The organism is Cryobacterium flavum (assembly GCF_900103805.1).
GTDB classification, from domain to species: Bacteria; Actinomycetota; Actinomycetes; order Actinomycetales; family Microbacteriaceae; genus Cryobacterium; species Cryobacterium flavum.
In genome coordinates this window covers 280,132-303,010 of the sequence record NZ_FNIB01000003.1, presented here as the reverse complement: position 1 = coordinate 303,010, position 22,879 = coordinate 280,132, and the positions used below count along the sequence as shown (strand labels likewise).

Sequence of the window (22,879 nt, the reverse complement as noted above, 5' to 3'; positions counted from 1 at the left end):
TGGCTCCACTTTACTCCACCTTCATCCACTAACCTAGGTATTTACGCCAATTTTCAGAATTGATCGCCAAATTTGCCCGAAATCACTGGGGACTAACAGTGGAGGGAAATGGAGCGACAGTTCTAAGAACGGATGCTTTCGACCCACTTTTGGGCACAAAAAAAGGGCCGATCAGATGATCGGCCCTACAGCGCAGCGATTTATTGAGTTATGGGTGCCCGGTGGAGGTCAGCGCGAGTAGCCGCTACTGACCATCCTGGCGACGGTCCCACCGGTCGTTCAATCGTTCCATGAAACCCTGGTTGGACTTGGCCTGCGCCGGACGGCGACCGGGTGACGATGGTCCGGGCATCGAACGAATGGCCTTGCCGGGCGTCACGGCGATAAGCACACCGCCGAACATAACGATGAAGCCGAGAATGCCGAGCCACAACTGCGCAATGGCTACACCCGCGATGAGAGCGACAATGCCGGCGACGGCGAGCAGTACGCCGATCGCGATGGAACGATAGTTCGGGCGAAGCCTGGACACTCCAACGCTGGCGACAAAGTCGGCATCGTTGTGATAGAGGCTGCGCTCCATCTCTTCAAGGAGTCGCTGCTCCTGTTCCGAAAGCGGCATCTCATTCCCTCCAGTTACGGGATCGAGCGGGTGGGTAGACTAATTCGAACCGACCAGAATCGAATGACCCGGTTCGAATTATCTCATTCTAGCCCCGCCAGGATGGCTAGGCTATACGGGTGCCTGAAAGCAAACGCCTGGTCGACTTGGTTCAATCTCGCATCGACGAGTACCTCATGTCCCGCGAACCAATTGTGACCCTGATCAGCTCCGATTTGACTCCTCTAATCGACTACTCACGGCAGTTTCTCAGCGGTGGAAAGCGGTTTCGAGCCCAGTTTTGTTACTGGGGTGCGCGGAGCGTTCTGCCGCAGGATTCCGGCCCCGAATCGGGCCAGCCAACGGCCATCCAGCCGTCAGTCAGTGCGGACGACGAGGCCGCGGCATCCGCTGCCCCGGCACCCGCCGCAGGTGGCCTGGCCGCGGTGGTTTCGGCCGCCAGCGCGCTGGAGATTTTTCACGCCGCGGCGCTCGTGCACGACGACATCATCGACAACTCAGACACCCGTCGCGGAGCTCCGAGCGCCCACAAGCTGTTCGAAAGTTTGCACGAGCGAGAGGGTTGGGCTGGCGACTCCGCCTCGTATGGTCGGGCGTCGGCGATTCTGCTCGGCGATCTACTTCTGGGCTGGAGCGATGAGCTGCTCGACGAGGGGCTGGACGAGCTGGCCGATCGGGCTTCGGCACGGCGCGCCAGGCTCGAATTCAACTTCATGCGCACTGAGGTCACGGCCGGGCAATACCTGGACATTCTCGAGGAGCGCGCTTGGCTGGCCCAGCCGGAAGCCGAGTTGCTCGATCGGGCACTGCGCGTGATCGTCTACAAGTCAGCCAAGTACAGCGTTCAGGCCCCGCTGGTGATCGGAGCGGCCCTGGCCGGGGCCTCGGCCACGCAACTGAACTCGCTGCGTGCCTTCGGCCTGCCGCTTGGTATGGCCTACCAGCTTCGCGACGACCTGCTCGGCGTGTTCGGCGACGCCGCCGTGACCGGCAAGCCGAGTGGCGACGACCTGACCGAGGGCAAGCGCACGGTGTTGATCGCGCTGGCGCGGGAACGTCTGAGCGACGCCGACCGAGCATCGCTCGACGCCCAGCTCGGCAACCCCACGCTCAATACCGCCCAGATTCGCGCCTTGCAGCAACTCATCAGCGCCAGCGGTGCCGTCGACCGGGTCGAGGCGCTCATCGAAGCTCAGGTGGCTGAGGCTCTCGCGGCGCTTGAGACCGCGCCGATCAGCGCCGGGGCCAGGCAGAAGCTGCTGGACCTGACCGATCGGGTGACGCGCCGGGCGTTCTGAGGGGCAGTTCGGCCGGCGCCCGGCCGGTCCGCGCGAGTGCCCGGTTAGGCGAGTGCCTGGGCGACGCGACGCACCTCGGCCTTGCGACCGGCCCGAAGGGCTTCGATCGGGGGCACGCCCAGGCTGTCGTCGACCTCAAGCAGCCAGGTCATGGCCTGCATGTCGGTGAAGCCGTCGTCGGCCAGCACGAACAGCGTGCCGCGAAGTTCGGGAACGGGAGCGCCGTCACGCAGAAACAGGGAAGGAACCGACACAACGTTGTCCCGCCGGATGGCCAGCAGGTACTTGTCGTCGATCAGGTGCCGCACGCGGCTCTGGCTCATTCCGAGCAGGTTGACTAGGGCAGGAATAGTAAGCCACTCGGGCTCTGAAGACACATCACTCACTCTTTTAGCTTCCCATGATTTGGGTCCGAGGCAAAACCTTCGGGCACTTTTTCCTAGCGAACCGGCCATTTCATGTCGCCCATTCAATTGACTCCCCCTCATAATTGTGAAAACCTCGCAGTGGGGATTGCTGCATTCGAGACGATGCTGTACGAACTTGCTGAACGGGTAGCGCGCGTGCGCACAATGAACGGAGCACCATGTCGACCAAGGTGAAAACGAATACGACGGATGCCGCGGCGTCCGCCGCACGAAACGCGACCGTTCCCGAGACGGTTGGCATGGCCTTCTCGGGCAGTGACGCTGCTGCGAAGCGGCGGGCGAAGAAGCCCGGTGACTCGCATTCCCGCTCGGCATTGCTTACCGTGCCGATCGTGCTGGTCAGCACGCTCGCGATCAGCCTCAACCTGGCGGCGCCGGCCCAGGCTCAGGCCCTGGCTAAGAAGCCGCTCAAGTCGAAGCTCGCCGAGGCCACTCCCGTTCTATCGGTGACCGCGGTGGCAGCCGCCGTTCAGGTTGCGCCCGCCCAGTATTCGGTCGTTGACGGTGACACGGTGAGCGGAATTGCCGCCCGGTTCGGCCTGTCGACGGCGGCCGTGCTGGCGCAGAATGGTCTCGATTCCCGGGCCCTGATCTTTCCGGGCCAGGTTTTGACCCTGACCCAGGCGGCGGCGCCGGCCGCCGTCGTGGCCGCGCCGGCCGCATCCGCTGCCAGCTACTCGGTGCAGAGCGGCGACACCATCAGCGGTATCGCCGCCGCGCAGGGGCTGAAGACCGCTGACGTTCTGGGGGCCAACGGCTTGACCGGGGCCAGCGTCATCTACCCCGGCCAGGTCATTGTGCTCGCCGCAGCACCAGTGTTGGAACCGGCCGCCTACGTCGAGCCGGTCGCCGAGATTGCCGCAGCAACGACCCACACCATCGCGTCGGGCGAGACCATCACCGCCGTGGCCAACGCGGCCGGGGTCAGCGTGCAGGCTGTGCTCGACGCCAATGGCCTCGGCTGGTCAAGCATCATCTATCCCGGACAGGTTTTGACCCTGCCGATCACGGTGGCGCCGGCATCCGTGGCGGTCACTTTCCCGGTGGCGACGTCCGGGGTGGTCACGCCCATGTCGGAGGAGATGCGACAGAACGCGCAGACGATTGTTTCGGTCGGGCGGGGCGCCGGCGTGAGCAATGCCGGTCTCGTCGTGGCGCTGGCTGCGGCCGCCCAGGAATCCGGGCTGCGCAACGTGGACTACGGCGACCGGGACTCGCTCGGTCTGTTCCAGCAGCGGCCGAGTGCCGGCTGGGGTACCCCGGAACAAGTCATGGACCCGGTGCGGGCCAGCCTCGCCTTTTTCGGCGGCGCGAGCAACCCGAACCCGAACGTGACCCGCGGTCTGCTCGACATCGCGGGCTGGGAATCGATGACCGTGACCCAGGCGGCGCAGGCCGTGCAGATCTCGGCCTACCCCGACTATTACGCCAAGTGGGAGGCGTCAGCGCAGGCCTGGCTCAGCCAGCTCGGCTAGCCGGGCGGCCGGTCCCGACCCGCATGCCGCGCCCCTGCGCGCCGTGCAGTGGTGCCGTCGCCGAATTCCGTAGAATCAAGGAGTGAGCGTTCCCTCGACCGACCCGATGATTGGCCGTCTTATTGACGGCCGGTATCAAGTGCGCTCGCGAATTGCACGCGGGGGCATGGCCACGGTGTACCTCGCCACCGATCTGCGCCTCGAGCGCCGGGTCGCGATCAAGATCATGCACGGCCATCTCGCCGATGACAGCGCCTTCAAGATTCGGTTCATCCAGGAGGCGCGCTCGGCTGCTCGCCTGGCCCACCCTAACGTTGTGAACGTCTTCGACCAGGGCCAGGACGCCGACATGGCCTACCTCGTCATGGAATATCTGCCCGGCATCACCCTGCGCGACCTGCTCAAGGATTATGGCCGGCTCACCCCAGAGCAGACCCTCGACATTCTCGAAGCCGTGCTCAGCGGCCTGGCCGCCGCGCACAAGGCTGGCATCGTGCACCGCGACGTCAAACCCGAGAACGTGCTGCTGGCTGACGACGGCCGTATCAAGATCAGCGACTTCGGGCTGGCGCGCGCGGTCAACAACAACACCGCGACCGGCCAGGCCCTGCTCGGCACCATCGCCTACCTCTCCCCCGAACTCGTCACCCGGGGCATCGCCGACGCCCGCAGCGACATCTATGCGCTCGGCATCATGACCTTCGAGATGCTCACCGGCGAGCAGCCTTATGTGGGCGAAGCTCCGATGCAGATCGCCTACCAGCACGCCAACGACACAGTTCCGATGCCGAGCAGTAAGGTCGCCTCGGTTCCGCACGAGCTCGACGAGCTCGTACTCTGGGCTACCGCGCGCGATCCGGAGGACCGTCCCCGTGACGCCAGGGTCATGCTCGACCAGCTGCACGATGTGAGCGCGCTCGTGCGCGGCGGTACCCAGGAACTGGCCCTGCAGTCGACTATGGTGCTGCCCGCCAGTCTGCGCACCGGGGCGAACGCGGTAGCGGACGCCGAAACCCAGGTGCTCGGCGCCAAGCTCGCTCCCACAAAACCTCCCGCCGCGACCCTGCTGGGCCTTCACCCGGCCGGCACCGCCCCGGTCGGTCCGCCGGACAGCGGCGACCTGCTCAGCAAGAAGGCCGACAAGCGCAAGCGTCGCGGCTTCTGGTTGTTCGCCCTGGTGATTCTTCTCGCCGCCGCGCTCGGCGGAACGGGCTGGTATTTCGGCTCCGGCCCGGGCTCTGACGTGTCCGTGCCCGACTTCGCGGCGGCCTCCCCCGAGGCTGCGTCCGCGCAGCTGACCAAGCTCGGCCTCAAACCCGAGCTGGCGGGTGCTTTCAGCGCCACTATCGCCGAAGGGCTCGTCATCGGCACCGATCCGGATGCCGGCAGTCGCGTCCCCAAGGACAGCACGGTCACGGTCATCGTCTCCCAGGGGCTGCAGCCCATCACGCTGCCCGCGCTGGCGGGTTTGACACAGGAGGCGGCATCCGCTGCGATTACGGATCTGAAAGCCGTCGTCGGCGCTGTGGACCCGGTCTTCAATGGTGAGGTGGCGGAGGGTTCGGTCATCTCGGCGAGCAAGGAATCTGACGGCGCCGATGTCTCGGCCGGCGGTGAATACTTTGAAGGCCTGACCGTGAACCTGGTCGTATCGCTCGGCGCCATTCCGAATGTCGACGGCAAGACGGTTGCCGAGGCCACCGACATCCTGGTCGGCAAGAACCTGCTCGTGGTGTCGGGAGAGCAGACCTACAACGACACGGTCGCTGAGGGTGACGTGGTCACGTCGCAGGTGCCGGAGGGGACGCTACGTGAGGGTGCCACGATCACCCTGGTGATTTCGAAGGGTCCTGAGCCGGTCATTGTGCCCAATGTCGTGGGGATGTCCTGGAGCGACGGCAAGGCTGCGCTGACTGCGCTCGGCTTCAAGCTCACCTACAACCCCGGTGCAGACGCACCGATATATTCGTCTCTAATTCAAGTAGCGTCGACAGATCCTGCTGCTGGTACGTCTTTGCCAAAGGGCAGCACGATTTCGCTCAAGCCGACAAATCCGTTCGGATAATCAGCAACGACGCCGACTCAGCCGTACGCTCTGGCCCTGAACATTGGTTCATTCCCGAACACACGGATATCGGCGGAATTGACCTAGGCATGGCGTGAGCGTAGACAGTAACGTGCGCGCCGGGTTGGCTCCAGTCCAAAAAGCAGCCAAATACGAGGCCACATGGCCCCAATCCTTCCGGGGCAAATGACGTCGTCAAAGGGGTGCAGGTGGTCGGGGTCGGCATCCGCTCACCGACCCGTGAGTTTTGGTCACCGAGGTGTGAGTCTTAGCCCGATTTCGGCCGTTGAATCGTTCAAAACTCACACCTCGACGATGCCCCACCTCGAAAACTCACGGCTCGATCAAATCCGTGGCTTCAGAGCGGCTTCGGGGAAGCGGCGGAGGCGGGTTGTCCGCGGGGTTGCGAGTTTTGCGGTGTTTCGGCGGTCTTGCGCACGCTGGTTGTTGAGCCTGTCGAAACACGCGCAAGGCCTCCGGAACATCGCAATGTTTGAGCGAGGAGCGGATGACCCGCCTCCTTGTGTTGGCCACATCATAAACGTTCCGGGCGGAACGACGCAACTCGCCGCATCCGCTCACCGGGCCCACCTTATGGCCACGGGCCCAGTTTATAAGCTGGGCCCGGGGACGGGGCCTGGGCCCCGTCCAGAGAATGGGGCGGGCGGGGCTAGCGGGCGGCCAGCTCCTCGGCCACCAGGAAGGCCAGTTCCAGGGACTGCATGTGGTTCAGGCGCGGGTCGCAGAGCGACTCGTAGCGGGTCGCCAGGGCGGCCTCATCGATGTGCTCCGACCCGCCGAGGCACTCGGTGACGTCGTCGCCGGTGAGCTCCACGTGAATTCCGCCCGGGTGTGTGCCGACGGCGCGGTGTGCCTCGAAGAAGCCCTTGACCTCGTCGACGACGTCATCGAACCGACGGGTCTTGTAGCCGGTCGGTGTGGTGACACCGTTGCCGTGCATCGGGTCAGTCACCCACAGCGGTGTCGCCTCGCTCGCCTTGATGGCTTCGAGCAGCGGCGGCAGGGCGTCCCGAATCTTGCCGGAACCCATGCGCGTGATGAAGGTCAGGCGACCGGGTTCGCGGTTCGGGTCGAGCTTGTCGACCAGGCGCAGCATGTCGTCGGCCGAGGTGGCCGGGCCGAGCTTGACACCGATCGGGTTGCGTACCCGCGACAAAAAGTCCACGTGCGCGCCGTCGAGGTCGCGGGTACGCTCCCCGATCCAGATGAAGTGGGCCGAGGTGTTGTACGGCGTTCCGGTGCGGGAGTCGATGCGGGTCATCGGGCGCTCGTAGTCCATCAGCAGGCCCTCGTGGCTGGTGTAGAACTCCGTTCGGCGCATCGCCTCGAAGTCGGCGCCGCAGGCGATCATGAATTTGATCGCGCGGTCAATCTCCTTGGCCACCTTCTCGTACTGCTGGTTGGCCGGGTTGGCGGCGAAGCCCTGATTCCAGCTGTGCACCTGACGCAGGTCGGCGAAGCCACCCTGCGTGAACGCACGAATCAGATTGAGGGTCGACGCCGACGTGTGGTAGGCCTTGACGAGCCGGTCCGGGTCGGCCTCGCGCGACTCGGGCGTGAACGGGTAGCCGTTGACGATATCGCCGCGGTACGCCGGCAGCGTCACGTCGCCGCGGGTTTCGAAGTCGCTCGAGCGGGGCTTGGCGAACTGGCCGGCCATGCGCCCCATCTTGATCACGGGCATCGACGCACCGTAGGTGAGCACGACGGCCATCTGCAGCACGGTCTTGACCCGGTTGCGAATCTGATCGGCCGTGGCCCCGCTGAACGTCTCGGCGCAGTCGCCGCCCTGCAGCAGGAAACCCTGCCCGCCGGCCGCCTGAGCGAGCCGGTCGCGCAGAATGTCGACCTCACCGGCGAAGACCAGCGGCGGCTGCGTCGCCAGTTCAGCGGATGCCGCAGCCACCTTGGCCGCGTCGGGCCAGGTCGGCTGCTGCTTGATCGGTAGGGTGCGCCAGTGGTCCAGACCCGTGATGACAGAGGCTTCTGCGGCAACAATGGGCTCGGTGGGGTCTACCACGGGATAGTTCCTGTTTTCTGTACTGGACCGGTGACGCGCACCGAACCGAAATGGATGAGGTGCCGCAGCGCGCAAAGCGCAGACAGCACTTCTGGCAGCCTAGCGCGAAAGGCTGGCCCGCTTCTCTTTGACCGAGGAGGCGTAGACGTCGACGTACTCCTGCGTGCTGAGTCGCTGCAGTTCGTACATGAGCTCGTCGGTGACGCTCCGCAGCACGAACCGGTCGCCCTCCATTCCCTCAAAGCGGGTGAAGTCGAGCGGTGTGCCGATCACAATGCCGATCCGCCGCACCTGCGGAATCCTGGTGCCGGTCGGCATGGCCTTCTCGGTATCAATCATGGCCACCGGAATGACCGTCACGCCCGATTCCAGCACCATGCGGGCTACCCCGGTGCGCCCGCGATACAGGCGGGAGTCCGGGCTGCGAGTGCCCTCCGGATAGATTCCGAGGATGCGACCCTCGCCGAGTACCCGCAGGCCGGTATTGAGCGAATCCTCCGAGGCTTTACCGCCCGACCGGTCGATCGGAAGCTGCCCGGCGGCGGTGAGAAACTGCCGGGTCGCCCAACCTTTCAGGCCTTTGCCGGTGAAATAGTCGCTCTTGGCCAGAAACGCCACGCGGCGCGGCACGACCAGCGGCAGAAACACCGAGTCGATGAACGACAGGTGATTGCTGGCCAAAATGACCGGCCCGGTCTTGGGAATGTTCTCCAGGCCGATGATCCACGGTCGAAACAGCGAGAGCAGCAGCGGGCCGATGACGATGTTCTTCATGATCCAATAGAACACTCGCACTCCTTTATCCGACTAGAAAAGCTTAGTCCGCCCGCCGCATCGAAGCGGAGGCCGCCCCGACGTCCATAGCGCCCGATCAACGCACCGCGTGCAGCCGGGCCAGATCGGCCGCGCCGACCACGCCGGCGTCATTCACCAGCTGGGCGATGGCGAACTCCGCTTCGGGGTGGTAGCCGCGCGCCGGCAGGTAGTCGAGGTAGGCCGCGCGAATCGGTTCGAGCAGCAGGTCGCCGGCGGCCGCCACTCCCCCGCCGAACACGAACACCTGCGGGTCGAGTACGGCGCCGAGGCTCGCGCAGGCCTGTCCGAGGGCACCGCCGAGCTGGCGCAGGGCAGCGAGGGCGCCGCCGTCACCGTCCTGGATCAGACGCCCCACCTCTTTGCCGGTGAGTTTGCCGCGCCGCTCGCGGGCGCCGGCCAGGCCGAGACCGATGCCGCCGGCATCCGCGAATTCGTTGGCGATGCGCAGCAGCGCCCGACCGGAGCCATATTGTTCCAGGCAGCCGTGCGCGCCACAGCCGCAGGGCAGCCCGTCGGGAACCACCCGGAGGTGGCCGAGTTCGGCGCCGGCACCGAAGCCGCCGCGGAACAGGGCATTATTCGTCACGATCGCCCCGCCGACGCCGGTGCCGACGGTCAGGGTGACCATGTCGGTGTGCGGCCGGCCCGCGCCGAAGCGAAACTCAGCCCAGCCGGCCGCATTGGCATCGTTTTCGATGACGATGGGCAGGTCGAGCCGAGCCTCGAGCTTGTCGCGGAACGGCTCGTTGCGCCAGCTGATGTTCGGCGCGTAGTAGACGGTCGACTGGGCGGCGTCGATGAACCCGGCCGCAGCCACCCCCGCAGCGACGACAGCTTCACCCTCGGACAGAGCCAGAATCATTGCGACGACGGTGTCTTCGATCTCGCCCGGGTTGCCGGGCGTGGTCGGCTGCCGGTCAGAGCGGATGATGGTGCCCGCCTCGTCGACCAGCGCCCCGGCAATTTTGGTGCCCCCGATATCGATACCTATGGCGTGCACGGGGCACCTTTCGTTCGGGGCGATCGGGAAGTGGGCTCGCGGCACGGGGCGGCTGCCAGTGACACCCTCTAGAGTGTAGTAAACCAGTTTGCCGCTGGACGAAACACCCGCTCAACGCAGAATTCTTCGGCGCTCGAGCAGGCGGCACGTTCAGCCGGTACCAAAGGAGTTGCCGTGAAACAGTTTGATATGCCCGCCGTCGTTCCCGCCGATCCTGGCGCCAACATCACCGACCTGCTCATGGACCGCCTCGCCGCGACTCCCGACCTCATTCTGTTCTCGCTGCCGCGGGGCGGCCAGTGGCTTCCCGTGACCACTCGGGAGTTCCACACCCAGGTGGTGGCACTGGCCAAAGGTTTCGTCGCCGCAGGCATCGAGCCCGGCGACAAGATCGGGCTCATCTGCAAGACCCGCTACGAGTGGACCCTGATCGACTTCGCCGTCTGGTTCGCCGGAGCAATTCTGGTACCGGTCTATGAGACCAGCTCGCCCAGCCAGGTACAGTGGAACCTCAGCGACTCCGGCGCCATGGCGGTCATCGTCGAAACCGCAGACCATTTCGCGCGCTTTGACGAGGTGCACCCGGAGCTGGCCGCCATTGGTTCGGTCTGGCAGATCGACCTGGGCGACCTCGACAAGCTCGTGGCCGGGGGCGTCGAGGTGACGGACTCCGAGATCGAACGCCGCCGCAACCTCGCCGTCGGCGACGACATGGCCACCCTCATCTACACCTCCGGTTCAACCGGCAAGCCCAAGGGCTGCGTGCTCACCCACGCGAACTTCCTCGAGACCAGCCGCAACGCTGCGGTAGCCCTGAAGGAAGTCTTGGTTCACCCCGAGGGCGCCTCGACCCTGCTGTTCATCACGACTGCCCACGTCTTTGCCCGATTCATCTCGGTCTTGTGCGTGCACGCCGGCGTGCGCGTCGGGCACCAAGCTGACACCAAAACGCTCCTGGCCGCGCTCGGCAGCTTTCAGCCGACCTTTCTACTCGCAGTGCCGCGGGTGTTCGAAAAGGTCTACAACTCGGCCCAGCAGAAGGCTGTCGCCGGCGGCAAGGGCAAGATCTTCGATGCTGCGGCCCACGTGGCCGTTGAGCATTCCAAGCTGGTGCAAGCCGAAACGCCGATTCCGCTCGGCATGAAGATCAAGTTCGCGCTGTTCGACAAGCTCGTCTACAGCAAGTTGCGGGCCGCGATGGGCGGCAAAGTCGTTTGGGCGGTCTCCGGTTCGGCGCCGCTGGGTGCTCACCTCGGTCACTTCTTCAAGAGCCTGGGTATCGTCATTCTCGAGGGCTACGGTCTGACCGAGACGACGGCCCCGGCCACCGTTGGGCTGGCCACCCGGGCCAAAATCGGCACTGTCGGGCCGCCCCTGCCGGGTGTCTCGGTGCGCGTCATGGACGACGGCGAGATCGAGGTCAAGGGCGTCAACGTCTTCAAGGAGTACTGGAAGAACCCGCAGGCCACCGCGGACGCCTTCGATGACGGCTGGTTGAAAACCGGCGACATCGGTGATTTCGACGCCGACGGTTTTCTCACCATCACCGGACGCAAGAAGGAAATCATCGTGACGGCCGGCGGCAAGAACGTGGCCCCGGCGGCGCTCGAAGACCCCATTCGCGCGAATCCGCTGATCGGCCAGGTCGTCGTCGTCGGCGACCAGAAGCCGTTCATAGGCGCGCTCATCACGCTGGACCCCGACATGCTGCCGGTGTGGTTGAACAACAATCAAGAGGATGCCGGAATGTCGCTCGCGCAGGCATCCGTCAATAAGACTGTGCTCGCGGAGATTCAGCGCGCGGTCGACCATGCCAATGAGGGTGTGTCGCGGGCGGAGTCGATTCGTAAATTCACGCTGCTGGCGATTGAGCTCACCGAGGACAGCGGGCATCTAACGCCGAAGATGAGTATCAAGCGCAATATTATTCTGCGGGACTTCGCCGGTGAGATTGAGGCGATGTACTCTGGGGCGCCGGTTACTGAGGGGATTTCGCTACGCGAGTAGTTTGAGGGCGGGCCCGGCTCACTCTTATTGTGGGTCGGGCATTTTTTTGTAGGTCGGGGCCGGGAAAAGCATTCCGCTCCCCGCTCAAACATCGCAACTCCGCGAAATACTTCCCCCGTCCCCTCACGTTAGGGAACTCACGAGGCTTCGCCCGTGCCGGCAGCGCAGAGAGTTCGCGCTCTCGACAGTTGGGAAGTTTAGAACCAGGTGGACTCTCGGATTTCCTTCATCGCGGCCTTGCGGTTGTCCTTGTCGAGGCGGTCGATGTAGAGGTAGCCGTCGAGGTGATCGGTTTCGTGTTGTAAAGCCTGGGCCATGATGCCGGTGCCGGAGAGCTCGATGAGATTATTGTCGAGGTCGATGCCGGTGACCCGGGCGAACGGGTAGCGCTTGGTGGGGTACCAGAGTCCCGGAACGGAGAGGCAGCCCTCGTCGACGAGGTCGGGCTCTCCGGAGAGTTCAACGACCGTGGGGTTGAGGATGTAGCCGATGACACCGTCGACGTTGTAGCTGAACGCTCGCAGGTTCACGCCGATCTGCGAGGCCGCGACGCCGGCCCGCCCAGGCAGTCGCACGCTGTCGACCAGGTCCTGCACCAGGCCGCGCACCCGGTCGTCGATCCCGTCGATGGGGTCGGAGACGGTCTTCAGCACCGGATCTCCGAAGAGACGGATCTGGCGTTCGGGCACGGGGAGACTCCTCGGTAGGCGGGTGGTGTGAAAGACGAACGAGCGCGCGGCTCGCTACAGGTTGCGGTCGGTGGGGAGCCCCTCGACGACCAGTTCGGCGAGCGTTCGTGCTGCCAGCCGGGTGATCGGCTTGAGATCTTTGTAGGAGACGACGCTGCCGGCGGCAAGTTGAGGGTCGTAGGGGATGCGCACGATCTCGCGTACGCGGGAGCGAAAGTGCGACTCGATTTCTTCGAGGCGAACCAGGTTGGTGCCCTGGGTGGCGGTGTTGAGGGCGACGATCGCGTTGCGCACGAGGTCGCCGTAGCCGTTGGCTTCGAGCCAGGTGAGAGTTTCGGAGGCCAGACGGGCCTCGTCGACGCTGCCGCCGGAGACGATCACGATGGAGTCGGCGCGCTGCAGGGTGGCCCGCATGACCGAGTGCACGATGCCGGTACCGCAGTCGGTGAGCGCGATCGAGTAGTAGCGGGCCGCGAGGTCGGCGACGACGTTGTAGTCGTTCTCGTCGAACGCCTCGGAGAGCAGCGGGTCGGTGTCGGAGGCGAGAATGTCGAGGCGGGTTTCGTCGCGGGAGACCAGAGCGGAGAAGTCGGTGAAGTTGCCGATCGACGCGGCCTTGGAGACGACGTCGCGCACGGTCGACCTGGTCTGCTTGCTCACGCGTTCGGAGAGTGTGCCGCGGTCGGGGTTGGCGTCGATGGCGATGATGCGGTCGTCGCGGGCATCCGCCAGGGCCATTCCGAGCAGGGTCGTGACCGTGGTCTTGCCGACGCCGCCCTTGCGGGTGAGAATCGGAACGAACCGCGTGCCGCCCTCAAACTGGCGGCGGATGCGCTCGTCCATCTCCTTGTAGGCCTGCACCTTGGCGGAGTCGCCCAGGTTGACCAGGTGCAGAGTGAGGGCGTAGACGAATTCGGGCCAGGAGCCCTGCGGCGCCTTGCGGGTCTTACGGTTGACCGCGAGCAGGCGATCAGAGGTGAGCATGGCGGCCGACTCGGGGGCCGTGCTGTTTTCGGTACGGATGCGGTCGCGCCGAACTGTGGAGGCGGCATCCGCTCGGGAGAGCGATTCGATGGCCGAGCTAGCCCCTGCTGAACGAGCCGGCGCCGGCGTCGAGATTTCAACGGTGTGGGTGGCCGGGGTGGACACGATCCGGGTCGTGTCGAGGCCGGTGCCCCTGGCCGACAGGCCCACGGCAGGCACCGAGCGGCGGGGCCCGACCGGCACCTCGATCGGAACGCTCAGGCTCTCGGGCAGGGACGCAGCGAGGTTGTCGATCGTGTGCGGCGGCAACTCGCTGTGATAGTCGTCGCGCTCGTCACGGGTTCGCTTGGCGGCAGACACCGGTCGCGCGGGCGCGCTCTCGTCGTCAGTACGTTTGTCTGGCACGGGTACATCCTCAACTGGTCGATAACGGCACTAATCTTAGCGCGGACGCACAACCACGAGCAGATCACCCGCATCGACCTGCTGGGTGAGCGGGACGGCGACACGTTCGATGGTTCCGGCGATCGAGGTGGTGATCGCCGCTTCCATTTTCATGGCTTCGATCGACGCGACGCTTTGGCCGGCTTCAACGTGAGCGCCTTCCTCGACCTGCAGGGTGACCACGCCGGAGAAGGGTGCGGCGATCTGGCCGGGCTGGTTGGCATCCGCTTTTTCGGCGATCTTGGTCTGCACCGTGATGCTCGTGTCGCGCACGAACACCGGGCGCAGCTGGCCGTTGAGGATGGTCATGACGGTGCGCATACCCTTGTCGTCGGCTTCACCAATGGCTTCCAGGCCCACGTAGAGTCGCACGCCCTTAGCGATTTCGACGGCGTGTTCCTGGCCCTGCTGCAGGCCGTAGAGGTAATCGACGGTATCGATGACGGACAGGTCACCGTAGCTTTCCTTGACCTGTTCGAACTGGCGGGTCGGCGCCGGGAACAACAGCTGGTTGAGCATCGCGCGACGTTCGGCACTCGATGCGCCGAGGGCGGTGCGCTCCCCCGCGGTGATCTCGGTGACACCAACGCGTACGTCGCGGCCCGCGAGCACCTTGGTGCGGAACGGCTCCGGCCAGCCGCCGGGCAGTTCGCCGAGCTCGCCAGCCATGAATCCGATGACGGAGTCGGGCACGTCGTACTTGTCAGGGTTCGCCTCGAAGTCGGCCGGGTCGGCCTTCACCGCGGCGAGGTAGAGGGCGAGGTCGCCGACCACCTTCGAAGACGGGGTCACCTTGGGCACGCGGCCGAGGATAGTGTTCGCGGCGGTGTACATGTCTTCGATTAGTTCGAAGTGGTCGGCCAGGCCGAGCGCGACGGCCTGGGTGCGCAGATTGGAGAGCTGCCCGCCCGGGATCTCGTGCGAGTAGACCCGGCCGGTCGGGGCGGAGAGGCCCGATTCGAACGGCGTGTACAGGGTGCGCACGGCCTCCCAGTACGGTTCGAGGTCGGTCGTGGCCTTGAGCGAAATGCCGGTGTCCCGTTCGGTGTGAGCGAGGGCCGCCACCAGTGAGGATGCCGACGGCTGGCTGGTCGTGCCGGCCATCGGAGCCGAGGCCACGTCCACGGCGTCGGCGCCCGCACGGGCTGCGGCGAGCAGGGTGGCCAGCTGGCCGCCCGGAGTGTCGTGGGTGTGCACGTGCACGGGCAGGTCGAAGCGTTCGCGGAACGCGCTAACGAGCTTCTCGGCTGCGCTCGGGCGGAGCAGCCCGGCCATGTCCTTGATGCCGATGACGTGGGCTCCGCTTTCGACGATCTGGTCGGCCAGGCGCAGGTAATAGTCGAGGGTGTAGAGGTTCTCGGCCGGGTCGAGCAGGTCGCCGGTGTAGCAGACGGCAACCTCGGCCAGGGCGGTACCGGTGTTCAGCACCGCGTCGATGGCCGGGCGCATCTGTGACACGTCGTTGAGGGCGTCGAAGATGCGAAAGATGTCCACGCCGGTGTCCGTGGCCTCTCGCACGAACGCGTCGGTCACCTCGGTCGGGTACGGGGTGTAGCCCACCGTGTTGCGGCCGCGCAACAGCATCTGCAGGTTAATGTTCGGCAGGGCTTCCCGCAGGGCGGCGAGGCGTTCCCACGGGTCTTCGCCGAGAAAACGCAGCGCCACGTCGTAGGTAGCGCCGCCCCAGCCCTCGACCGAGAGCAGCTGCGGGGTCAGCCGGGCCACATACGGTGCCACGGCCACGAGATCTTTGGTACGCACCCGGGTCGCCAGCAGCGACTGGTGGGCATCCCGGAACGTCGTGTCGGTGACGGCCAGAGCGGTTTGGGCCCGAAGATCGGCGGCGAATTTGGTCGGGCCGAGCAGCTGCAGCTTCTGGCGGGAGCCGTCGGGGGCCGGGGTCGTGATGTCGAACTGCGGCAGCTTGTCGCGCGGGTGCACCGTGGTCGGCGGCACGCCGTTGGGCTGGTTGACCGTGACCTCGGCAAGCCAATTGAGAATCTTGGTGCCGCGGTCCTTGGATTCCCGGCCGCGCAGCAGCTCGGGGCGTTCGTCGATGAACGAGGTGCTCAAGTCGCCGGCGGCGAAGTCGGGGTCGTCGAGCACCGCCTGCAGGAAGGAAATGTTGGTGGAGACGCCGCGGATACGGAACTCGGCCAGCGCACGCTTGGACCGCACCACGGCGGCTGCATAGTCACGGCCGCGGCAGGTGAGCTTGGCGAGCATCGAGTCGAAGTGCGGGCTGATCTGCGCGCCCGTGTTGACCGTGCCACCATCCAAGCGGATGCCGGCGCCGCCGGGTGACCGGTAGGTGGTGATCTTGCCGGTGTCCGGGCGGAACCCGGCCGCGGGGTCCTCGGTGGTGATGCGGCACTGCAGTGCCGCGCCGCGCAGGCGGATCTCGCCCTGCGTGAGGCCGATCTCGGCCAGGGTCTCCCCCGCCGCGATGCGGATCTGCGCCTGCACGAGGTCGACATCGGTGACCTCTTCGGTCACGGTGTGCTCCACCTGGATGCGCGGGTTCATTTCGATGAACACGTGCTGGCCGGCGCGTTCGCCGACGGTGTCGAGCAGGAACTCCACGGTGCCGGCGTTGACGTACCCGATGGAACGGGCGAACTTGATGGCGTCGGCGTAGAGCTGCACCCGGATCTCATCGCTCAGGTTCGGCGCCGGAGCGATCTCGATGACCTTCTGGTGGCGACGCTGTACCGAGCAGTCGCGCTCGAACAGATGCACCGTCTCACCGGCGGCATCCGCCAGAATCTGCACTTCGATGTGACGGGGGCGCAGCACTGCGGCCTCGAGGAACATCGTGGCGTCGCCGAACGCGCTGTTCGCCTCGCGCATGGCTTCTTCGAGGGCTCCGCGCAGCTCGCTCTTCTTGGCGACGCGGCGCATGCCGCGCCCGCCACCGCCAGCGACGGCCTTGGCGAAGATCGGGAAGCCGATTTCGTCGGCCTGGCTAATGAGCAGTTCGACGTCGGTCGATGGCTGCGTCGATTTCAACACCGGAACGCCGGCCGCAATGGCGTGCTCTTTCGCGGTGACCTTATTACCGGCCATTTCGAGCACGTCGGCACCGGGGCCGATGAAGGTGATGCCGGCCTGGGCGCACGCATCGGCGAGCTCGGGGTTCTCCGACAGAAAACCGTAGCCGGGGTAGATGGCGTCAGCGCCACATTCCTTGGCCACCCGGATGATTTCACTCACGTCCAGATACGCGCGAACCGGATGCCCGGTCTCACCAATTTGGTACGCCTCGTCGGCTTTCAGACGGTGCAACGAGTTGCGATCCTCGAATGGAAACACCGCCACAGTCTTGGCTCCGAGCTCGTACGCCGCGCGCATGGCACGGATCGCGATCTCTCCGCGGTTGGCAACAAGGATTTTCTCAAACATGCAAGCCTTTCGAGGGCGTACGGGGCGCACAGCTAACGGTTAGGTTCTCTAACACTAGTGAAGGTAACCTTGCTACTCATGCACGTACTCAGCGTAAGTTCCCTCAAGGGTGGTGTCGGCAAGACCACTGTGACCCTTGGTCTGGCTTCTGCTGCCTTCGCCCGCGGCGTGCGCACACTCGTCGTGGATCTCGATCCGCAGTCTGACGTGTCAACCGGTATGGATATCCAGGTAGCCGGTCACCTCAACGTTGCCGATGTTCTCGGCTCGCCCAAGGAAAAGACGGTGCGCGCGGCTATTGCCCCGAGCGGCTGGACCCGCAACCGTCCCGGCACGATCGACGTCATGATCGGCAGCCCGTCGGCGATCAACTTTGACGGGCCGCACCCGAGCATCCGCGATATCTGGAAACTCGAGGAAGCGCTCTCGACGATCGAGAAAGACTATGAGCTCGTGCTCATCGACTGTGCACCGTCGCTCAACGCCCTCACACGCACCGCGTGGGCCGCGAGCGACCGCGTCGCGGTCGTTACAGAGCCCGGCCTGTTCTCGGTTGCTGCAGCAGACCGTGCGCTGCGCGCGATCGAAGAAATTCGCCGAGGCCTCAGCCCGCGCCTGCAGCCGCTCGGCATCATTGTGAACCGGGCCCGCACGGCGTCGCTCGAGCACCAGTTTCGCATCAAGGAGTTGCGCGACATGTTTGGGCCGCTCGTGCTCAGCCCGCAACTGCCGGAGCGTACGTCGCTGCAGCAGGCGCAGGGCGCCGCGAAGCCGCTGCACATCTGGCCGGGCGACAGTGCGCTCGAGATGGCGGGCTACTTCGACCAGTTGCTCGACCGGGTGCTGCGCACGGCGCGCATCGGCGAGTACGCCGAGGCCCCTGCGGTCTAGTTCGAACCTAGGCTTCTGCGAGGTCTCTAAATCGAGCCTGGGCTTCTGCGCAGATGCAGCTTGGCCAGAATTCCAGCGCACCGCGAATGGCGGCACCTGGGACCGAAAAGCGGATGCTAGGAGATTTTGCGGGTGGAACGACGGGCGGCGAGCTCGTCGGCGGGGTCGACCGGATGCATGTCGAGTTCGACCAGGCTAGTCTCGACCTCGCGGAGAACTTTGCCCACGGCGATCCCGAAGACGCCCTGGCCGCGGCTGACCAGGTCGATGACCTCATCGTTGGAGGTGCACAGGTACACGCTTGCGCCGTCGCTCATGAGCGTGGTCTGGGCGAGGTCGCTGATTCCCGACTCGCGCAGCTGGTTGACCGCGGTGCGAATCTGTTGCAGAGAGATGCCGGTGTCGAGCAGACGTTTGACAAGCTTGAGCACGAGGATGTCGCGAAAGCCGTAGAGGCGCTGGGAACCAGAACCGGCCGCGCCACGCACTGTGGGTTCGACCAGGCCGGTGCGGGCCCAGTAGTCGAGCTGACGGTAGCTGATGCCGGCCGCACGCGCGGCGACAGCGCCGCGGTAGCCGGAGTTTTCATCAAGCTCGGGCATGCCATCGGTGAACAGCAGTCCTAACGAGTAACGCGAAGCGTCAGCGTCAGGCTTGAGCTCACTCATATGGGTTGCCTCTCGGGGGTTACGCGGTGCCGTGACCTGCAGCTGCGATGAAGCGAGCGTAAAGCCACTGTGTTGCGGAATTATCTGTGGTGCGGATGTGAACGGAATACTGATGTTATGACGATGTCCTGCTGTGCATCGCTCTACCTACGGTACCGAGGTGAAGTGCCTCGCAGCATGACATTCGCGTGACCGATTTGGCGTGTCGGTCGAGTGCAGGCGGCCCCGCCAGGAAGCGACCGGATCAAATCGACGACGGTGTCTCTTGAACCTGAATCAGTCTACGACCTAGTTGGTCAGTCGGCCCAGTGCGGAGCGAATCAGGCTGCCTCGAATGACCTCGAGTTGCCCGGCGATCTCGACCGCCATTTCAGCTGCCTTCGCCCGGCTGGAGGCGTCTTTACGCCGGGCGAGCGGCACGAGCGCACTTTCGATGAGGCCGAGTTCGCGTTCCGCCGCACCGCGAAAGCCTCGGAGGTGCCGCGGTTCGATTCCACTGCGTTGCAGCTCGACGAGGGCCCGCAGCACGTGCAGCACGCTGTCGCCGTAGTGTTCGGCGGGCAGAATGATCGACGCGGAGACAGCATCGTGCAGGAGCGTGGCGGATGCCCCGGCTTCGCGCAGCAGTTCGTCGCGGGTGAGACGACGCGACGTGCCGAGCATCGACGCTCCGGGGGTGGTTCCGCCAGGCAAGACCGGCGACAGCCCGGCATCCAGATCATCCAGATAGGAGCGGATGACCTTCAAGGGAAGGTACTGATAGCGCTGCATCGACAGGATCAGTCGCAGGCGATCGACGTCGCTGGTGCAGAACTTGCGGTAGCCGGATTCCGTGCGGGCCGGGGCGACGAGGCCCTGTTCCTCGAGAAAGCGCAGCTTCGACGGAGTCAGTTCGGTGAATTCCGGGGTGAGGCGTGCCAAGACCTGGCCGATACTCAGCAGCGGCGCTGATCCCGGAGCTTGCCCTTGAGCTTCCGACACAGACACGGAACGAGCCTGGGCGGAGTTTGCCGCCACTACTCGCTCGCCGCGCGGGCGAGGTCGAGGCGCGACGCGTAGAAGGTGAGACGAAACTTGCCGACCTGCACCTCGGCGCCGTCGGTCAGAGCGGCGGTTTCGATGCGCTCACCATCGAAGTACGTGCCGTTGAGCGAGCCGAGGTCTTTCACCGTGAAGGTTGTGCCGTTACGCAGGAACTCGGCGTGCCGACGCGAGACCGTGACGTCGTCGAGAAAGATGTCGGCGTTCGGGTGGCGACCGACGCTCGTGAGATCGGCGTCCAGCAGAAAACGGGCACCGGCATTGGGTCCGCGACGAACGACCATGAGCGCCGACCCGGAGGGCAGAGCGGCGATGGATTCCTGTTCCTCGGCCGTGACGTTCGAGTTGATCGACGCGATCTGGGCGGCGAACTCCTGGCTGAAATTCATCGTTGTGTCGGTGCTGAGCATGTCGTGCACCGTGGTCGATTCGCCGGGCGTCTCGACACCGGTGGAGCCAGGAGTGGAGGATGCTGGGGTGGACTGCGCCTTGCTGGGCATTGCTTCGCCTGTCGTCGGGTTTTCGGGCTGATCTGTGGGCACGGGCTCGTTCTGCTCCTCGGAATTATTCTTTCCGGCTAGATCGACCATCATGCACCTCCTATCGTTCCAGCGTATCGGAAGATACACCCGGGGCGACCCTTGGCAGCCGAATCACTCGCATCGTTTCAATGGCATAAATAATGCCGGCCCACCAGTACAGAAAAGCGCCCCAGAGGCCGAACGCCCAGCCCATCGGCTGCGACCACCATTCCAGTGCAGGAAAGGCCTGTCCGAGCATGATCATCGGCAGGGCGTAGAACAGGCAGAAGGTCGCCACCTTGCCGAGGTGGTGCACCGGCAGCGGGCCAAACCCATAGTTTGCGAGGATGACGCCCAAGGCCAGCAGAAAGACGTCACGCCCCACGATGACCAACACAATCCACCACGGGACCAGATCGCGCCAGGCGAGTCCGATCAGAGCCGCAAAGATATAGAGGCGATCGGCGGCCGGGTCCAGCAGTTGGCCGAGGCGGGTGATCTGGTTCCAGCGCCGCGCGAGAAACCCGTCGAGCCAGTCGGTGAAACTGGAGATGCTGAGCACGACCAAAGCCCAGGCATCCTCTCCCTGGGCGAGGAGTACGAGAAAAACCGGCACCAGTACCAGCCGCAGCAGGCTCAGCACGTTGGGCAGGGTGAGCACCCGATCGCTCACCACCCCGTTCACTGCCGTCGTCACGAGAAAGAGTCTATCGAGTGGGGCCAGATTTCAATCCAGCCGCCCCCGCAGCGTGGGCCAGCTGGCAGCGAAACCGGGATGAAGGGCGAGCAGATCAACGGAACCAGCCGGAACCCAGCGCAGGGCGATGCTCTCCTGGTCGCTGATCACCGGTTCGAACTCCTCGGTCGCCTCCACGACGACGGTCGTGTACGACCAGAATCCTAGGTCGAATAGGGACGTGAATTTGACCTGCACCAGGTGCGCTGGCACGCCGGCCTCTTCCCTTGCTTCGCGCAGGGCGGCGTCGATCGCACTTTCGTTCTCGTGGCGAGCTCCACCCGGAAGCCCCCACGTATCGCCGAAATGACTCCAGACGGCGCGATGCTGCAGCAACACTCCGAGGCGCGGATGATGAACGAGGAGTCCGGCCGCACCGAATCGGCCCCAGAATTTGCGACCATCGGGAGCGTGAACCCAGGCGTCGCCGCTGTCCCGCCCCGGGCCGACCGGCGGGACGGCCGCCCCGCGCGCGACGCTCGCATCGACACCCGAACTCTCAGTCATGCTCCAAGCATGCCCCACGCAGCCCTGAGGTTCGTGCGAAATTTGGCTCAGCTGACCTAGATCGACATGATCGCGTGTACCGCCGTGGTGCCCAGACGCTCACGACCGTGCAGGTCGGTCAGCTCGAGCACGACACCGACGCCGGTGAGGGTGTAGCCGGCCCGATCGATGAGACGGCTCGTGGCCGCGATCGTGCCTCCCGTGGCGAGGACGTCGTCAAGGATGAGAACGCGGCTGCCGGCCGGCAGCTGGCCGATTTCGAGTTCGAGTCGGGCCGAGCCGTATTCCAACTCGTATTCTTCGGTCAGCACGGTGCCTGGCAGCTTGCCGCCCTTACGCACGGCCAGGACAGCCACGTTCGCCGCGTACCCAACAGCGGCCGCCAGCAGAAAACCGCGAGCCTCGATACCGGCTACGGCATCGAATCGGCCTCGGTGCTGGTCGGCCAGGTCGTCGATGATCGCGCGAAAAGCCACCGCGTCGGCGAATACCGGGTTGAGGTCGCGGAACAGGATATCGGGCTTGGGAAAATCGGGGTACGAGGCCAACAGGGCCTCAACGTAGGAGGCGGCAGATTTCGGCGCAGTGGCAGAGAGTTGAGTCACTGATCCACCTTAAGCGGATGCCGGCTCCCCGCCCGGCGCTGCAGCGGCCGCCGCTTCCCGGGCCACTGTGTCCGGGTGCGGCATCATGGCGATGGCGCTCATCGCGTCAAGAAAATGCACAACGGCCGCCTGGTGGTCGGCGGCGAGCCCCACGGCGACCTGCATGAGCTGCTCGTGCGTGCCCGACAGCGCCTGCCGCATCTGCTCGTGCGAGGACGAGGTAGCGAACAGGCGCTGGGCCCGACCGTCATCCGGGTTCACCTCCCGGCGAATGTGGCCAGACGCCGTGAGTCTGGAGAGGAGCTTCGCGGTGGCGGCCGACGAGATGTTCAGGAATTCGCTGAGATCCTTGGGGCTGGCGACGCGGTTTTGGCGTTCGCAGGCGATGAGGTGACGGATGGCCATCAGGTCTGTTTCATTGATCTGCATCTCAGCCTGGGCGCGGTGACGCATCGCGGCGTCGGCCACGCGAAACCGGCGCACGGCACGCAAAACCTCCATGGCCGAAGAAACTCCGGCGTTCTTGGGGTCGTACCAGTACGTCCCGGGCGCTGGGGGGTTACTCTCATCGTGGGACATATCCCCATGGTAACGTGGGCAGTCGCTAACTTGGTTAGTTATTTCCGATCATGTTAAGGT

General features: G+C 65.0%; 20 protein-coding genes. 5 read left to right on the top strand and 15 right to left on the bottom strand.

The window, feature by feature from the left end; genetic code table 11:
• Window positions 1-244: 244 nt before the first annotated feature.
• A complete protein-coding gene (locus BLS91_RS05710; protein ID WP_092339756.1) occupies window positions 245-622 on the bottom strand; it encodes a DUF3040 domain-containing protein in 378 nt (125 codons plus the stop codon).
• Window positions 623-741: 119 nt separating this feature from the next.
• On the opposite strand from BLS91_RS05710, the gene BLS91_RS05705 reads away from it, so the two are divergent.
• On the top strand, window positions 742-1,920 hold the full coding sequence (locus BLS91_RS05705; protein ID WP_092339755.1) for a polyprenyl synthetase family protein: 1,179 nt from the start codon (window positions 742-744) through the stop codon (window positions 1,918-1,920).
• A gap of 44 nt (window positions 1,921-1,964) precedes the next feature.
• Here BLS91_RS05705 and BLS91_RS05700 read toward each other — a convergent pair whose 3' ends face one another.
• Window positions 1,965-2,297: an Rv2175c family DNA-binding protein gene (locus BLS91_RS05700; RefSeq protein ID WP_369827365.1), complete on the bottom strand. Its 333-nt coding sequence runs from the start codon at window positions 2,295-2,297 to the stop codon at window positions 1,965-1,967.
• 290 nt (window positions 2,298-2,587) lie between these two features.
• On the opposite strand from BLS91_RS05700, the gene BLS91_RS05695 reads away from it, so the two are divergent.
• Window positions 2,588-3,823 carry a LysM peptidoglycan-binding domain-containing protein gene (locus tag BLS91_RS05695; protein WP_092339872.1) on the top strand — a complete coding sequence of 412 codons (1,236 nt, stop codon included), beginning with the start codon at window positions 2,588-2,590 and terminating at the stop codon, window positions 3,821-3,823.
• Between the two features lie 106 nt (window positions 3,824-3,929).
• Window positions 3,930-5,888, top strand: coding sequence for a Stk1 family PASTA domain-containing Ser/Thr kinase (gene pknB, locus BLS91_RS05690; RefSeq protein WP_476728479.1), 1,959 nt, complete (start codon window positions 3,930-3,932; stop codon window positions 5,886-5,888).
• A 670-nt stretch (window positions 5,889-6,558) separates the two neighbouring features.
• On the opposite strand, the gene BLS91_RS05685 is transcribed toward pknB, so the two are convergent.
• The 3 genes from BLS91_RS05685 to BLS91_RS05675 all read right to left on the bottom strand — a co-directional run bounded on the left by BLS91_RS05685 (window position 6,559) and on the right by BLS91_RS05675 (window position 9,745).
• Complete coding sequence (locus tag BLS91_RS05685) at window positions 6,559-7,929, bottom strand: class II 3-deoxy-7-phosphoheptulonate synthase (protein WP_092339752.1); 1,371 nt, start codon at window positions 7,927-7,929, stop codon at window positions 6,559-6,561.
• Between the two features lie 99 nt (window positions 7,930-8,028).
• Window positions 8,029-8,718 carry a lysophospholipid acyltransferase family protein gene (locus tag BLS91_RS05680; protein WP_092339751.1) on the bottom strand — a complete coding sequence of 230 codons (690 nt, stop codon included), beginning with the start codon at window positions 8,716-8,718 and terminating at the stop codon, window positions 8,029-8,031.
• An 82-nt stretch (window positions 8,719-8,800) separates the two neighbouring features.
• Window positions 8,801-9,745: an ROK family glucokinase gene (locus tag BLS91_RS05675; RefSeq protein ID WP_092339750.1), complete on the bottom strand. Its 945-nt coding sequence runs from the start codon at window positions 9,743-9,745 to the stop codon at window positions 8,801-8,803.
• Between the two features lie 174 nt (window positions 9,746-9,919).
• Here BLS91_RS05675 and BLS91_RS05670 point away from each other — a divergent pair, with 174 nt between their 5' ends.
• Window positions 9,920-11,752 carry an AMP-dependent synthetase/ligase gene (locus BLS91_RS05670; RefSeq protein ID WP_092339749.1) on the top strand — a complete coding sequence of 611 codons (1,833 nt, stop codon included), beginning with the start codon at window positions 9,920-9,922 and terminating at the stop codon, window positions 11,750-11,752.
• A 197-nt stretch (window positions 11,753-11,949) separates the two neighbouring features.
• On the opposite strand, the gene BLS91_RS05665 is transcribed toward BLS91_RS05670, so the two are convergent.
• From BLS91_RS05665 to BLS91_RS05655, 3 genes are read right to left on the bottom strand one after another with little or no spacing between them, the layout of a single operon-like run.
• A complete protein-coding gene (locus BLS91_RS05665; protein WP_092339748.1) occupies window positions 11,950-12,441 on the bottom strand; it encodes a peptide deformylase in 492 nt (163 codons plus the stop codon).
• A gap of 54 nt (window positions 12,442-12,495) precedes the next feature.
• Window positions 12,496-13,830 (bottom strand): MinD/ParA family ATP-binding protein, encoded by a 1,335-nt coding sequence (locus tag BLS91_RS05660; protein WP_241983186.1) that lies wholly within the window; start codon window positions 13,828-13,830, stop codon window positions 12,496-12,498.
• A 36-nt stretch (window positions 13,831-13,866) separates the two neighbouring features.
• Window positions 13,867-17,271 (bottom strand): pyruvate carboxylase, encoded by a 3,405-nt coding sequence (locus BLS91_RS05655; RefSeq protein WP_092339746.1) that lies wholly within the window; start codon window positions 17,269-17,271, stop codon window positions 13,867-13,869.
• Between the two features lie 78 nt (window positions 17,272-17,349).
• On the opposite strand from BLS91_RS05655, the gene BLS91_RS05650 reads away from it, so the two are divergent.
• A complete protein-coding gene (locus tag BLS91_RS05650) occupies window positions 17,350-18,162 on the top strand; it encodes a ParA family protein (protein WP_092339745.1) in 813 nt (270 codons plus the stop codon).
• 116 nt (window positions 18,163-18,278) lie between these two features.
• On the opposite strand, the gene BLS91_RS05645 is transcribed toward BLS91_RS05650, so the two are convergent.
• The 7 genes from BLS91_RS05645 to BLS91_RS05615 all read right to left on the bottom strand — a co-directional run bounded on the left by BLS91_RS05645 (window position 18,279) and on the right by BLS91_RS05615 (window position 22,819).
• Window positions 18,279-18,830, bottom strand: a complete 552-nt coding sequence (locus BLS91_RS05645) for a MerR family transcriptional regulator (RefSeq protein ID WP_092339744.1) — start codon at window positions 18,828-18,830, stop codon at window positions 18,279-18,281.
• A gap of 288 nt (window positions 18,831-19,118) precedes the next feature.
• Window positions 19,119-19,817 (bottom strand): transcriptional regulator FtsR, encoded by a 699-nt coding sequence (gene ftsR / locus BLS91_RS05640; RefSeq protein ID WP_369827364.1) that lies wholly within the window; start codon window positions 19,815-19,817, stop codon window positions 19,119-19,121.
• 29 nt (window positions 19,818-19,846) lie between these two features.
• Complete coding sequence (locus BLS91_RS05635) at window positions 19,847-20,281, bottom strand: FHA domain-containing protein (RefSeq protein ID WP_092339870.1); 435 nt, start codon at window positions 20,279-20,281, stop codon at window positions 19,847-19,849.
• Window positions 20,282-20,471: 190 nt separating this feature from the next.
• Window positions 20,472-21,089: a CDP-alcohol phosphatidyltransferase family protein gene (locus BLS91_RS05630; RefSeq protein ID WP_233197507.1), complete on the bottom strand. Its 618-nt coding sequence runs from the start codon at window positions 21,087-21,089 to the stop codon at window positions 20,472-20,474.
• Window positions 21,090-21,119: 30 nt separating this feature from the next.
• A complete protein-coding gene (locus BLS91_RS05625) occupies window positions 21,120-21,635 on the bottom strand; it encodes an NUDIX domain-containing protein (protein WP_092339743.1) in 516 nt (171 codons plus the stop codon).
• Window positions 21,636-21,691: 56 nt separating this feature from the next.
• Window positions 21,692-22,240 (bottom strand): adenine phosphoribosyltransferase, encoded by a 549-nt coding sequence (locus BLS91_RS05620; RefSeq protein ID WP_092339742.1) that lies wholly within the window; start codon window positions 22,238-22,240, stop codon window positions 21,692-21,694.
• Window positions 22,241-22,249: 9 nt separating this feature from the next.
• Window positions 22,250-22,819 carry a MarR family winged helix-turn-helix transcriptional regulator gene (locus BLS91_RS05615; protein ID WP_092339741.1) on the bottom strand — a complete coding sequence of 190 codons (570 nt, stop codon included), beginning with the start codon at window positions 22,817-22,819 and terminating at the stop codon, window positions 22,250-22,252.
• Between the last annotated feature and the right edge of the window lie 60 nt (window positions 22,820-22,879).

What these genes read in the sequence shown, in the direction of transcription:
- BLS91_RS05695 (WP_092339872.1), top strand. Translation starts at nt 2,588, where the DNA reads ATGGCCTTCTCGGGCAGTGACGCTGCTGCGAAGCGGCGGGCGAAGAAG.
- BLS91_RS05645 (WP_092339744.1), bottom strand. Translation starts at nt 18,830, where the DNA reads ATGAGTGAGCTCAAGCCTGACGCTGACGCTTCGCGTTACTCGTTAGGA.
- BLS91_RS05655 (WP_092339746.1), bottom strand. Translation starts at nt 17,271, where the DNA reads ATGTTTGAGAAAATCCTTGTTGCCAACCGCGGAGAGATCGCGATCCGT.
- BLS91_RS05650 (WP_092339745.1), top strand. Translation starts at nt 17,350, where the DNA reads ATGCACGTACTCAGCGTAAGTTCCCTCAAGGGTGGTGTCGGCAAGACC.
- BLS91_RS05615 (WP_092339741.1), bottom strand. Translation starts at nt 22,819, where the DNA reads ATGTCCCACGATGAGAGTAACCCCCCAGCGCCCGGGACGTACTGGTAC.
- BLS91_RS05710 (WP_092339756.1), bottom strand. Translation starts at nt 622, where the DNA reads ATGCCGCTTTCGGAACAGGAGCAGCGACTCCTTGAAGAGATGGAGCGC.
- BLS91_RS05625 (WP_092339743.1), bottom strand. Translation starts at nt 21,635, where the DNA reads ATGACTGAGAGTTCGGGTGTCGATGCGAGCGTCGCGCGCGGGGCGGCC.
- pknB (WP_476728479.1), top strand. Translation starts at nt 3,930, where the DNA reads ATGATTGGCCGTCTTATTGACGGCCGGTATCAAGTGCGCTCGCGAATT.
- BLS91_RS05635 (WP_092339870.1), bottom strand. Translation starts at nt 20,281, where the DNA reads ATGCTCAGCACCGACACAACGATGAATTTCAGCCAGGAGTTCGCCGCC.